Annotated in this window: 8 protein-coding genes and 3 pseudogenes; 3 read left to right on the top strand and 8 right to left on the bottom strand. The window is 53.8% G+C overall.

Features of this window, described 5'->3' with window-relative positions; all coding sequences use genetic code 11:
* Positions 1-29 precede the first annotated feature (29 nt).
* From AAFN47_RS02740 to AAFN47_RS02730, 3 genes are all read right to left on the bottom strand, one after another.
* The gene (locus tag AAFN47_RS02740) at positions 30-1,592 is read right to left on the bottom strand and encodes a trimethylamine methyltransferase family protein (RefSeq protein ID WP_499807670.1); all 1,563 of its coding nucleotides are present in this window, start codon (positions 1,590-1,592) and stop codon (positions 30-32) included.
* Positions 1,593-2,013: 421 nt separating this feature from the next.
* Positions 2,014-3,825, bottom strand: a complete 1,812-nt coding sequence (locus AAFN47_RS02735; protein WP_499807669.1) for a TRAP transporter permease — start codon at positions 3,823-3,825, stop codon at positions 2,014-2,016.
* A 66-nt stretch (positions 3,826-3,891) separates the two neighbouring features.
* Positions 3,892-4,863, bottom strand: a complete 972-nt coding sequence (locus tag AAFN47_RS02730) for a TAXI family TRAP transporter solute-binding subunit (protein WP_499807668.1) — start codon at positions 4,861-4,863, stop codon at positions 3,892-3,894.
* Positions 4,864-5,003: 140 nt separating this feature from the next.
* On the opposite strand from AAFN47_RS02730, the gene amaB reads away from it, so the two are divergent.
* Both amaB and AAFN47_RS02720 read left to right on the top strand, forming a co-directional pair.
* Positions 5,004-6,533 (top strand): L-piperidine-6-carboxylate dehydrogenase, encoded by a 1,530-nt coding sequence (gene amaB / locus AAFN47_RS02725; RefSeq protein WP_499807667.1) that lies wholly within the window; start codon positions 5,004-5,006, stop codon positions 6,531-6,533.
* Between the two features lie 39 nt (positions 6,534-6,572).
* Complete coding sequence (locus AAFN47_RS02720) at positions 6,573-7,850, top strand: NAD(P)/FAD-dependent oxidoreductase (protein ID WP_499807666.1); 1,278 nt, start codon at positions 6,573-6,575, stop codon at positions 7,848-7,850.
* Between the two features lie 22 nt (positions 7,851-7,872).
* On the opposite strand, the gene AAFN47_RS02715 is transcribed toward AAFN47_RS02720, so the two are convergent.
* Positions 7,873-9,288: an MFS transporter gene (locus AAFN47_RS02715; RefSeq protein WP_499807665.1), complete on the bottom strand. Its 1,416-nt coding sequence runs from the start codon at positions 9,286-9,288 to the stop codon at positions 7,873-7,875.
* Positions 9,289-9,498: 210 nt separating this feature from the next.
* Here AAFN47_RS02715 and AAFN47_RS02710 point away from each other — a divergent pair, with 210 nt between their 5' ends.
* Positions 9,499-10,482, top strand: coding sequence for an aldo/keto reductase (locus tag AAFN47_RS02710; protein WP_499807664.1), 984 nt, complete (start codon positions 9,499-9,501; stop codon positions 10,480-10,482).
* A gap of 342 nt (positions 10,483-10,824) precedes the next feature.
* On the opposite strand, the pseudogene AAFN47_RS02705 reads toward AAFN47_RS02710, so the two are convergent.
* From AAFN47_RS02705 to AAFN47_RS02690, 4 genes and pseudogenes are all read right to left on the bottom strand, one after another.
* Positions 10,825-11,289 (bottom strand): annotated as a pseudogene (locus AAFN47_RS02705) (DUF2207 family protein); the annotation flags it as partial.
* A pseudogene (locus AAFN47_RS02700) lies at positions 11,274-12,032 on the bottom strand (DUF2207 domain-containing protein). The pseudogenes AAFN47_RS02705 and AAFN47_RS02700, both read right to left, overlap by 16 nt.
* 37 nt (positions 12,033-12,069) lie before the next feature.
* Positions 12,070-12,624: pseudogene (locus tag AAFN47_RS02695) on the bottom strand (LemA family protein).
* A gap of 50 nt (positions 12,625-12,674) precedes the next feature.
* A complete protein-coding gene (locus AAFN47_RS02690; protein ID WP_499807663.1) occupies positions 12,675-13,349 on the bottom strand; it encodes a M15 family metallopeptidase in 675 nt (224 codons plus the stop codon).
* Positions 13,350-13,440 lie beyond the last annotated feature (91 nt).

Genomic DNA, 13,440 nt, shown 5'->3' with positions numbered 1-13,440 from the left:
TTGTCTTGTCTCCTCCTGCAATTCGAACTTCAAAAGTCAGTCGGAGCGCCGCCCTCGGCCTTTCTTCGCTCGACAAAATCCCGCAATTCCGCAGCAACCGCCTGGTCGATATCCGGTTGCTGATACTCGGCCAATCGCTCTTTCCATATTCGGTTGGCTTTTTGCATTGCGGTGGGTTTGCCCGCCTGAAACCATGTCTCGTAGTTCCGCCAATCGCTGAGAATCGGCGAATAAAAGGCGTCCTGATAGCGTGATTGGGTGTGTGGACTGCCGAAGAAATGACCGCCAGGACCAACTTCTGCAATCGCCTCCAATCCTAACTCGTCTTCCGAGAAATCCATTGGCTTGAGGAATTCGGCCACCATTTGCAGAAGGTCGATATCGAGGATGGTTTTCTCGAATGAGCAACACAGGCCGCCTTCCAGCCATCCGGCTGCGTGCTTGATAAAATGACCTCCGCCATTGATGGCGCCCCAGAGAGAGAATACGGATTCGTAGGCTGCCTGAGCGTCTATGGTATTGGCTGCGCAGACATTTGATGTGCGATATGGAATCCCATAGCGTCGCGCGAGTTGCCCGCCCAGATGCTGCGCTTTCATGTATTCCGGAGTTCCGAATGCCGGTGAACCGGATTTCATGTCGACGTTCGATGTAAATCCGCCATACATGGCCGGAGCGCCGGGATTGACCATCTGGCTGAATGCGAGCGCGGCCAAGGCTTCCGCATTCTGCAGGACGAGCGCGCCGGGTATCGTCACCGGAGCCATTGCTCCCGAAAGCGTAAACGGGGTGATGACGACCGGCTGACCCATTCCCGACATATCGATAATGCCCTGCATCATCGGAATATCGAGTTGAAGCGGCGAATTGGTGTTGATGATCGAGTAGACGGAGGGCTCTCGACGAAGGGTATCTGCGCTGACACCGCGCGCGATCCTAGTCATTTCGATGGCGTCAATGACCCTCTCATGGCCGAGCGAGTAGATGCAAAACGTCTTGTCCGTTAGGGTAAGCAGGTCTGAGATACATTCGAGATGTCGCACAGAGGCATGTATGTCTATTGGCTCGACCGGATAACCGCCAACCGTATGCAATATCGAATGCATCTGCGCCAATCGCAGAAAATTCCGGAAGTCGTCCTGATTACCGCTCCTGCGTCCATGGTCCAGATCAGAGCAGTTCGGCGCGCTTGCCATCATCGCGAAGATTAATTTGTCGCCGCCGACCTGAAGATTGTGTTCTGGATTACGGGCATGCAGGGTAAATTGCGACGGAATTGTTTGGAGCGACTCCATGACGAGGTCCGGATCCATCCGGACACGCATTCGGCCCGGAATCACTTCCGCGCCGGCCGTTTTCATAATTTCGCGAGCACCGTCATGCAGAACGCGAATCCCGGTTTCGGAAAGCAGCCGCAGCGAAGCTTTGTGTATTTTCTCGACTTCTTCTGCCGACGCCAAATCAATCGGTGTAAACGCGCGAACCGGCTGTTGAAATGGCTTCTGGACGGCGCCGCCAGCGGCGCGTTTCCTGTCTCTGCCGCCTCTGCGTCGTCCCGATGGCGCTTCGTCTGGAATGATAATGTCGTTCATAGCTTGTCTCGCTGCTGCCGAAGTGCTGAATGTCTGTCGCAAGACCCAAAATGTCATAGAAAAATATCCTGAATCCGAAATATTTCCCGACCTTGTTTTAAAAGGCTTGCCCTGTCCAGCCCTTTCTGTGGCAGGGCTCCGATCTTTAGGCGCGCTATTCGTTGCGTTCGGGCAACATTCCGAGGTTTTTTGATCTAAGGTCAAAAAATTCTGAAGAAAATGGGAATTTGGTATTTTGCTCGTTTGGACAAGTCGTTAGCATTGCGACTCATCAGATGCTTGCAGCGCCTTTGGTGCGCAGCCCTGACCGTCAATTTCTCGTTTTGTATCGCGTTTTTCGGGACGCATCTGACACTCTACAGCATTGCCGGGGGGCATGCCTCGAACCGGAGCCTTGTTTAACCGCAAGGTTCCGGTTTTTTCACGCAGACGCGACCAAAGCCTTGATGATAACTGGAGAAAAGACAACGGCGGCTCCGAGCGTCGCCAGAAAGACTCTTGTCCAGAATGTTCTGCGCACGATGATAGCCCAGGAAATCAGTCCGAGGCCGATGGCGAGTTGCAGGAACGCCAGAAGCGCCGGGAAAGGCCGCCCGACAGGATCCAGAATAACGCTGTCGGCGATCATGCCGAGCGGGATGATATAGAGGCCTATCCCCAGAGACATTGCCGTGACGGCGACCTTTATCCAGTTCTCGCCAATCATTCCTGCTGCGATAAAAACTGGACCGCAAACGGGTGGCGTAATCGTTGAAAGGAGCGCGAACCAGAAAACGAAGAGGTGCGCCTGAAGCGGTTCAAGGCCAAGTTCAATCAGGGCTGGCCCCGCGATCGATACGCAAATGACGTAGGCGGCGGTCGTCGGAACTTCCATCCCGAGTATAAGACAGGCGACAGCCGTCAAGAGAAGTGATGGCCACAGCATTCCGCCGGAGCCAGAAAGAATGAGTGACGTCACTTTCACCCCGAGTCCGGTGATTGAAAGGACGCCAATAACGATAGAGGCGCAAAGAATAATCGATGCAATCATCGAGACCTGTTTGGCCGACGTAATCAGTGCGTTTTCAATTCGCTGCATTGAACGTTTCAGGTTCCACTCGAAGTCAGACCCGGCAAAGAGCAAGACAAATGATACAACGATCGCCATACAGGCGGAAAATTGCGGCGTGTAGCCTGCGCCAAACATTCCCCACATCAGAATGGAGAAAGGAATAAGAAAGAACCCGGCGGTAACAGCTACTTCGCGAATGGTGGGCTGGTCGGCTGAACTAACTGCTTTCAGGTCGTATCGGCTGGAATATGCGTTGATGCCAATCCATACAGTCAAGAAATACAATAGCGACGGTAGAAAAGCCGCCGCCATTATCGTTGTGTAGGGAATGCCTGTCAGTTCTATCATGACGAAGGCCCCTGCTCCCATCAATGGCGGCATGATCTGTCCGCCGGACGAGGCTACGGCCTCGACGGCGGCGGCCAGACGTCGCGGATAGCCAAGCTTCGTCATGGCCGGCAGAGTGATTGCGCCTGTCGAAGCGACATTGGCCGAGGCCGATCCGGAAATCGAACCGAACAGCGCTGACGAAATCACCGATATTTTGGCTGCGCCTCCCTTCAAGCGACCAGCCGAAAGCACGGCGACATTCATGAAACCCTGTCCTGCTTCGCCAGCGTTGAGAAATGCGCCGAATATAACGAAGATCGCAACGACAGAAACGGAGACGCCGGTCAGGCTACCCCACAGGCCGCCTTCGGCGATCGTCAAGGTGCCCAAAAAACTCCCAAGCGGAGTGCCCGAATGGCCGAATTCACCAGGCACATATTGGCCAAACAGTCCATAAGCGAGGGCAAGCATCGCTATGAGAGGCAGCGGCCAGCCGATCGCCCGGCGAGCGGCCTCTAGCGCAACGATCAACAGGGCGCTGGCGATAAACAATTGCCAGCGATTTTCCAGGAAGCCGTACTGGTCAGCAAGCGCCTCGTGATAGACGACGATCCACACGCAGGACAATGTGCCGACCAGCCAGAAAACAAACCCGGTAATTCTCGACCAACCGGGATTGGAGGCGAAAAGAAAAATCCAGGGAAGTGCCAGCGCCATGTGCAATGGACGACTAACAAGATTGGAGACGAGCCCGTAGAAAATCAGGCCAAGATGAAATGCGACAAGAACGAGAGCGAGAGATATCCAGACGACTCGAATAGGTTTCAAGGTCTCGCTGATTGTCTGGAACATGCAGAAACTCGAAGTTTCCCGTTCGCCGATCAGTCAATGCCGCCGACGAACAGGAAACAATATGACTTATTTCAGAGATGCGTCAGTTGGGAAACCGACTTCCCTGTAGAATTTGGCCGCTCCTGGATGAACCTTGCCTGTCATGTTCGGCATAAGCGTCTCGTTGACCCCATTCCACCACGGGGCTGAATTGGTCATGTGTTGCAGACTGTCCCAGTAGTCTTTCGTAAGCGCATAAGCCGTATCATCATCCATTTCGGTTGTTGTATAGGCGACAACTGGAAGCGAGGTGGTGATCACTTCCTGAGTCTGGCCCGCATAAGTGTTTGCGGGGATGACGATCTGGGTTCGTCCTGTCTCCTCGATTTCCTGTCCGGTCATCGACAGGATCGTAATGGGAAGTGACGCGGCCGCCTCGGTGACATTGGGCGCAGGATAGGAACCCGCGGTCACGAAACCGTCTATTTGTCCGTTCTTCAGAGCTGGCACAGCGTTTGAAAGCTCCACATCGGCAATCTTCACCTTGCCCTCAAGCCCGAACAGTTTGAGGTAACGCGCGCCTTCCCTGGCGCCGAACGAGCCCTTGCCAAGAAGCAACGTTTTACCCGCCAGTTGTTCGAAGTCGGTCACGCCGCTTTCTTTGGACATGACGAAATGCATGGTTAAAGATGGTATCGGGAACAAGGCGCGAATAGTTTCGAATTTCGGATCACCTTTTCCCTCGAAGGGGCCCTCGCCCTGCTGCGCAAGAGTGACCAGGGAAGGAGGCGTTGTGAAGACATAGTCTGCGCCACGCCCCCTCACCTCCATAACGTTTTGGACCGACCCTTGGCTTTCTTCGTTCGTGACGATGATTCCACCGTCGGATGCTTCCTTGACGGCCTCCGATATCTGAACGCCCATCTGATAGTAGGACGATCCTGACTTGGCGGATTTGTAAGTCACGCGCGTTTCCGCCTGGGTCGCGGAACCAAGGCTGAGCGCAAGCAGTCCCGCAAAGCCGAACAAGGCTGTGCGTTTGATGAATGGTTGTTTCATAGTTTCCTCCCTATCTGGCTGATCCTGTTCGGCGGACGCCAACAATACCGTATGGAGACAATTGCTTATCAAAGAGAATACGTGTCAAGGGCTAACACGATCTTGAAATGCCTCTTCCCAACCATCATGAAGAGCGGGTAATGAAACGTTCAGGAGCCAAAACAATGATTGCCAATGAAACCGCAAGAATTCTATCCAGACTCGGCGTGGAAGAACAACTTTACACGTCAGGTGATTTGGTGGTCTCAACGCCTTTAACCGGTGAAAATATCTCGAAAGTCCAACAGACTGGCGCTGAACAGGTGTCATCGAAGATTGAGGAAGCTCACCGCGCATTTTTGCAATGGCGCAACGTGCCAGCGCCCCGTAGGGGCGAACTCGTCCGGCTTCTTGGAGAAGAATTGCGAAACGCCAAAGAGGATCTCGGAAAACTGGTTTCTGTTGAAGTCGGTAAGGTTCCGTCCGAAGGCGCGGGCGAAGTTCAGGAAATGATCGATATCTGCGATTTTGCAGTTGGCTTGTCGCGGCAACTCTACGGTTTGACAATCGCCACGGAGCGCGACGGTCACCGCATGATGGAAACCTGGCATCCGCTTGGCGTGGTTGGCGTCATTACCGCATTTAATTTTCCTGTGGCGGTGTGGTCCTGGAATTCCGCCTTGGCGCTCATCTGCGGCAATTCAGTTGTTTGGAAGCCGTCCGAAAAAACGCCGCTGACCGCGCTCGCGTGTCAGGCAATTCTTAAAAAGGCGCTTGTTCGTTTCGGGGATGCTCCGGAAAATCTGCTGACGGTTTTAATTGGCGCAGGAGACGTTGGTGAGGCGCTTGTCGACAACACCAAGGTTCCTCTCGTGTCGGCAACCGGATCGACGCGCATGGGCCGACTGGTAGGTCCGAGGCTCGCCGCCCGGTTCGCAAGACAGATTCTCGAACTCGGGGGAAACAACGCCGGTATCGTTTGCCCCTCCGCGGACCTCGAAATGGCGCTGCGCGCGATTGCTTTCGGGGCAATCGGCACAGCGGGGCAGCGTTGTACGTCGATGCGCAGGCTTTTCGTCCACGAAGATATCTACGATCGACTCGTGCCCCGTTTGAAAAAAGCTTATGAAACGGTATCGGTCGGCAATCCGCTTGAGCAGGATGTCCTTGTCGGCCCTCTCATCGACCGCAATGCCTTTGAAGCCATGGAGGCTGCACTGGAGTCAGCTGTAAAGCAAGGCGGTGCGGTAACCGGCGGCGGTCGTGTCGATATTGGCAATTCCGAAGCCTTTTACGTTCGGCCGGCTCTGGTGGAAATGCCGGAACAAAGCGGTATTGTTCTTGAGGAAACGTTTGCGCCTATTCTTTATGTGATGAAGTACACCGAACTCTCCGAGGCTATCGCCCTGCACAATGCGGTTGGCGCCGGACTTTCCTCATCAATCTTCACCTTGAACATGCGTGAGGCGGAACAGTTTCTTAGCGCCAGTGGTTCGGATTGCGGCATAGCCAACGTGAACATTGGAACGTCTGGCGCTGAAATCGGCGGAGCGTTTGGAGGAGAGAAAGAGACCGGTGGAGGACGGGAGTCGGGTTCGGACGCTTGGAAAGCCTATATGCGCCGCGCCACCAACACGATCAATTATTCCGCCAGCTTGCCGCTGGCGCAGGGCGTGTCTTTCGACATCTAGTGGAAGACAATTCCCAGCCTCGATTGGAGACGGATATTGATGCAACTCGATAGCATCGTGTGGTCTGTCTCTGCCGGTGAGCCTTTGGACGCCGGCCGGCTTGAAGGTGATATGTCTGCCGATCTGGTCATAATTGGCGGCGGTTTCACGGGGTGCTCCGCCGCTCTTCACGCCGCAGAGGCGGGTTTGGGTGTCTGTCTGCTAGAAGCGGAGAACGTTGGTTTTGGCGGCTCCGGACGAAACGTCGGCCTGGTAAACGCCGGTTTGTGGACGCCGCCAGAAGACGTCGAGCACCTTCTAGGCGCCCAGGAAGGACGCAAGCTCAACGAATATCTTTCCGGCGGACCTGATCTCGTCTTCGAACTGATCCGGAAACATTCCATCGAATGCAACGCCATAAGAAATGGAACGCTGCATTGCGCTCACTCCAGTGGCGGATTGCGAGACCTGGAGCGCCGTTACAAGCAGCTTAGACGGCACAAGGCTCCCGTCGACATTCTTGATGCGCGTCAAGCCGCGGCGCGCACCGGCAGCTTTGCATTCGGGGGCGCGTTGTTTGATCCGCGCGCGGGGACGATCAATCCGCTGGCATATTGCCGCGGCCTGGCGCGGGCCGCGATCAAGGCGTCGGCCAGATTTTGCGAAAAAACGCCGGCAACGGCGATAAAGCGGCAAAATAAACTGTGGCTGGTCGTCACGCCAACAGGCACTGTATCCGCGCGATGTCTTCTGATTGCCACCAACGCCTACACCATTGCGACCGATGGCATGCCATCTATGGGGCATACAAGAGTGAATTACTGCCAGTTTGCGACTTCACCACTGTCTGACCAGGCGCGTGGATCAATCCTGCCCGAGCTTGAAGGATGCTGGGACACCGCTCTGGTCATGTCGTCTTTCCGTCTTGATAGTGAATGCAGAATGATCATTGGCGGCATTGGATCGCTGGACCATCCGGCGGCTTTGATTCATGAGCAATGGGCAAAGAGAAAACTCGCATCACTGTTTCCACAATTGGCCGAAGAACCCTTGGTGCATGGATGGACGGGACGGATCGCCATGACCCGTGATCATCTTCCAAGAATTCTCAAGCTCGGCAATTCAGGATACGCCGTATTCGGTTATTCCGGTCGGGGAATAGCTCCCGGCAGTGTATTCGGCAAAGCTGTCGCCCGATCCATTGCAGCCGACACGGATTCCGAACTGCCCCTTCGCCCGGTCGAATCCTATTCCGAGAATTTCGAACAGATGCGACAGTTGTGGTTCGAAGGCGGGGCGCTGGCTATTCATGCTATCCAATCGGTTAAGCTAGGCTGAAACGCGCTGTTTACGAATTCGATCACTCGCGCGGTCGAGCAAACATATAAAGAGCTGCAAGGCCGAACATGACCGGCAAGAGTGGGGCTGCGAATACCGCTATAGCTATTGGCTCCGGTCTGCCTGCAACACCCATCGCGGCTATTCCGGATGAATTGGCGACGATCCCCAAATAGGCTGCGCCGAATGCGAAACCCAGCCTCTGAATCGTCGGCATAGCGCCAGACACTCTGCTAACGTCATCCTCATCCGCCGTCTGTGTCGCCACTCTGAGAATAAACGTCCACGCCATTCCGTAACCGCTGCCCATGAGAATTGCGGATATGAAAATGAACCATATCGGACCATGCGGAATGGACCAGGCCAGGCAGGCGATACTTGACGCGACGATGCACATCCCGATGGCCGCCATCGTCCTGTCGTGTCGCTCCGAAATACCGGATACGATCACTGCCATGACCGACCACGCGATGGATTCGCATAAAAGCACAGATCCTGCTGTCAGGATGGATACGCCGTGCACGGCCATCATGAGAACTGGTCCGTAAAGTCCAATGGCAATCGTAGCCGCTGAAAAACAGAATACGACTGCAAGAGCGGCGTTTGTCGCCCGTCTGACATCGACGGGATTTCTGGGAAGTAGCCTGTTATTGCCTGACGCCATATCGAGCTGTAAAAAGCGGAACAGAAGCAGGAGGGCGAGAGCCACGAAGGCGGTCGTTTTGAGCAACGACACCTCAATGCCGGCCCAGGCAATCGAGACAATGGAAGCGGTCAACCACAGCAAACGCCGGATTGGAAACGGACTGTTGTCACCAGTGTCTGCAGCGGTGCTCCGTATGCGACTGCTGGATGCTATCCAGACCGCCAAGAATATGCCTTGTCCGGCGAAGGCGAAGAATCCGGCTCTCCATGAAAGGTATTCAACAAACAGCGCGCCAAGAACCGGTCCTACGAACGATGCAACACCCCAAAGCGCCGAGATAACCGCAATCACACGACCTGTGAGGCGCGACGGAAACAGGGTTGCAATGGATACAAAAGACATCGCCATCATGCCGCCGCCGCCGAAACCCTGGAACAATCGGCCAGCCAGAACAACATTCATGGATGGAGCAAAAGCACTGACCAGACACCCGACCGAAAAGAGAAACGCAGCTACGGCCATTGGCGTCTTTACGCCATAGCGCGTTGTCAGGAGACCGCTGGCTGCGCCGGATACAATGGACCCCACTTCGTAGAGAGCAATATTCCAGGGCAACGCGCCAATTCCGCCGATATCAGCTACAATTGCCGGCATCATGGTGGCGACAAGCAATCCATCAGCGGCGTGCAACCAGATCCCGAGACATACAAGAACAAGCGCTGACGCATGACCTGTTTTGATAAGTTCGCGCCAACGAACCATCTCTTTACCACTTGTTTCCACAATTGCCATCCAGTCGCCACCAACCACAGATTCGGAAATGAGCGTGACTTTACGAGCTCAACTTAACTTGAGGTCAAGGATGTTCATTCATTTGTTTTTAAACCGAGACGTCAATAATGGCGCAATACTGTTTCACATCAGATGATATAATATTACGATACCAATTAGCCGGCTTTTTCCGCGCCAGTCAGTTTGAAATCAATCACATCGGAGATGTCTATGAACAAGAGAATGCTTGGGAAGGATGGACCTCTGGTAGGCGCTGTTGGGCTCGGCTGCATGAGCTTTGCCGGCTTTTACGGCGCGACAGATGAAGCTGAATCACACCGCACTCTTGCCAGAGCGGCTGAATTGGGGGTCACGCATCTCGACACCTCGAACGTCTATGGAGCTGGCCTCTCCGAAAGTGTGATCGGCAGCTTCCTAAAGTTGCACCCGCATCGCTTCTCGATAGCGACGAAAACTGGAATTGTCGCCGGGCCTCCAAGGAGCTTCAACAACTCAAAAGACCATATGCGCACTACCCTTGAGGAATCGCTGCGCCGTCTCGGAGTCGAACACGTCGACTTGTTCTACGTCCATCGTCGAGATCAAACCATTCCGATAGAGGATGTGACCGGATTTATGGCGGATTTCGTTGCTGAAGGTAAAATCGGAGGCATCGGTTTTTCAGAGATTGCACCGTCTTCGTTGCGCCGCGCAGCACAGATACATCCTGTTCGGGCGGTTCAAAGCGAATATTCCCTATGGACACGCATTCCGGAACTTGGATTAATTCAGGCTTGTGCAGAGCTTGGCGCAGCCTTTGTCGCATTTTCTCCGCTTGCACGCGGCATGTTTGCCGACGAGACCCCTGATCCTGCCGCTTTCACAGAACGCGACTTTCGCCGCCAAAACCCTCGGTTCACCGAACCGAATTTCAGCTACAATCGCAAAGCTGTTCAGACGTTCATTGAATATGCCAAAGATCAGGGCGCGCACCCCGCATCGATGGCGCTTGAATGGGTGCTTAGGCAAGGCGAACATATCATAGCCATTCCCGGGACGCGCACTGCAAAACATCTGGAACAGAACGCGCTTGCCGGTGACCTCAAGCTCACTGACGAACAGTTGCATACAATCGAAAAATTGCTTCCGGCAGGCTTTGCTCACGGTTTCCGCTACACGGACAAGCAATTGTTTGGCATCGAGCAGTATTGTTGAAAATGCGGTGTGCAGCAAACGATTTTGAGTATGAAGTCCGTTGTGGTCGTCTGACAGTACAACTGTTGCAAGTGTAATGCAGTATGACTATAAGATTCACAGATTGTTACGTCGCGAAACTATTTGGTATTACTCTGTCAAGCGATGATTGCTGGTGAAAATCGGTCGATAAATGAAAAAACCAAACACTCGTTCAACACCCGCTTCTGGTCGGCGCCGTAACATCGTCATTGGTCATCGCCAACTTGGCAGAATCTGCCGGAGTAATTCACCTGTTGTGCGAAGAATGCGTTTGAGGCGCATGCAGAAACTTGCAGCCAGCAAGAAGTTTGAAGAGTAGGTCTACCACCCTCCTCCGCCTCCACCGCCTCCCCCGCCGCCTGAAGAGCCTCCGCCGCCGGAAAATCCGGACGATGATGACTCTGGAGCAGGCATTGCAGATGTCAGGCTGCTTTCGATCCCGGACGATATGCTGTTCATTGAATCGCTGATGTGATGACTGTCAAATGAACCTCCATGATACCAGCCGGGAGACCATGTGGCAGCCACAGTAGCCGCTGCTGCAGTTGTCAACCAGATTTCAAAGGCTTTTGTCCAAGGCTTCTCCAAACCCAGTGCGACAGCATAGGGAAGCAAGGTTTCATAGTGACCGACAGACATTTGTGGTCCGCCCGTCAGGTTCATTCGATCCTTTTCTGCGAGGCTGAGATAGGTTTTAAGACCTTCTAGTTCATCCATTAGTTTTCGTCCCAACGCAGTCGGCGCGCCGATAAGGAAAAAGAACAAAACGTTCAACGCAACAAGACCACGATGGAAATGATATCGCCACGGTGATCGCGCCAGTACCAGGATCGTCTTTGAGCCTCGCTTGGCGGTAGCACAACGCCTTTCTGGAACCCGACGACGATGGTCAGGCCTTCACGCGGCTCGAGTTTATCTGTTGTGTTGAAATAGACGGCGTTTCGGCCCTCTGTGATCTCCGCCTCGGCGTTCTTGCCTTTGGACCCGTAGGGTCCTGTGTAGTAGGCGACTTGATCGACAATGCCGCCATCGGGCAATTTTACCAGCGCTTCAGCTTGCAGTATCGGGAACTCCCAGAAATTCCCGGTTACATTTCAATACAATTCATCTTGATCATCGAAGAAGCGTATTTGACGGTCAGTACTGTAGATCAACTCGTAAGTATATTCTCCACGATCCAGAAAAACATCTTCATCGCCGATGTAAATTCGGATGGCGCGCGAACCGCGTTGGGTTTTGTATGGCTCTGTTTCACCGTCGCGCTTTACCGACACCACTTCGAATCCGACTTCTCGTTCCTTCCCGTCAGCGTCTCTTTGCAGCAATGGAAAATCACGATAAATTCCTCTGCGAATTCGTTGGCCTTCCGCATTGACGCTTATTGTTTCGGTGACAGTCAGTTCACCGTCCCTGGCGATTGCAATGTCACTCTTAAAGGACCGGATGTACTCATCGGCCAGCGCGCGGCTCAATGAGCTGGCAAGGACGATCAAGCCAAAGAGAACGGATAGGCAGGCGGAGCGAACCATTATGCCTCCCCCAGTATTGGAAGCTTTTCAAGAATAATCAAAACGACACTTTTGGCGTAGCCCGATCGGAATCGTCGGTAATTTCGAAATAGTCTGCCTGATCGAACTTGAACGTATTTGCTACAATATTGGAGGGAAAGGATTCGACTTTCACATTCAGCTCCCGAGCGGCCCCGTTGTAGTATCGACGAGCCATCTGGATGTCATGCTCGATTTTATCGAGCGAAGACTGCAATTCTATAAAATTCTGATTGGCTTTAAGGTCGGGATAGGCTTAAGCGACGGCAAAAAGACGTCCGAGAGCCTGGCTCAACATACCTTCTGCAGCGGCTCGGCCTTTGACGTCATTTTGATCGACATTTGCCGCCCGGCTGCGCATTTCAGTCACATCACTGAATGTTTGGGCCTCATGAGCCGCGTAGCCTTTGACCGTCTCAATCAGATTGGGAATGAGGTCGGCGCGTCGCTTCAATTGCACGTCTATTCCGCTCCAGGCTTCTCGCGACATCTGCCGGGCTCTGACAAGGGCATTGTAGGTGTGTGCCGCATAGGCGGCGATCGCCAATAAGATGATGATGCCGATCAATTCCATCGATGATAATCCTCGTCTGCTGATTGTACTCTAACGCTGCCAGATTGCATTCATTCCGTACCGGTCGGATCGCAATATCCGTACCATGCTACTTCGTCGGCCCCAACGCTGTTGACCACGTAGAGTTGAGTTCCACGGTCGTAATGCCAGAACTCCTGAGGATAGTTCGCAAAACCTGAGTTCGTCATCGCCCAATGCAGCAATCGTCTATTGCGCAACGGTGGGTGATCGGCATTGCATTTCCCGTCGGTTAGCAGGAATTCGAAAGCAGCTGTGGGCGTATAATCGCAAATCTCATCAAAGCCTGAACCCATATCCAGAAGTTCGCCAGTGGCAAGTGAACGCAATGTCAGGTCCACCGCTCCGCCCGTTGCATGGACCGGCCAAGTCTTAGGATCATCCTTTTGGAACCGATGCGGATTGGAAACATATTTGATGACTTCATGGAAAATTGCAGCGTCGTTCATTTCGGGATGTCGCTCTCGAACATCAAACTCGACATGACGCCACAACGCCTTTTGCGCCTCGACCGTACGATAGGCGTCCCAGACAAAAACCTCCGCATCATAGGGCTTTAGACAGGTATTGGCATGGCGCAGCGACTGCAGAACGCTCGCTCTGCACCATATATCGGGAAGGCTGCCAGGAACCCTGTAACCATACGGGGGATTTTCGCCATCATCCTGATGATAGTAGGACTTGCCTGCGATGCCGGAACCCGTCACGCAAACCAGTGGTTCGGCGTAGCGAGGATCCGCGCTGTTTATCGGTATGTCGGAATAGCCGCCGGCGTCGCCGCAACGAGACATCGAAGGG

This window comes from Hoeflea sp. CAU 1731 (assembly GCF_039888615.1).
GTDB lineage: Bacteria > Pseudomonadota > Alphaproteobacteria > Rhizobiales > Rhizobiaceae > Flavimaribacter.
Note: the sequence above shows the minus strand (reverse complement) of the source record. Positions and strands in the feature narration are given on the sequence as shown.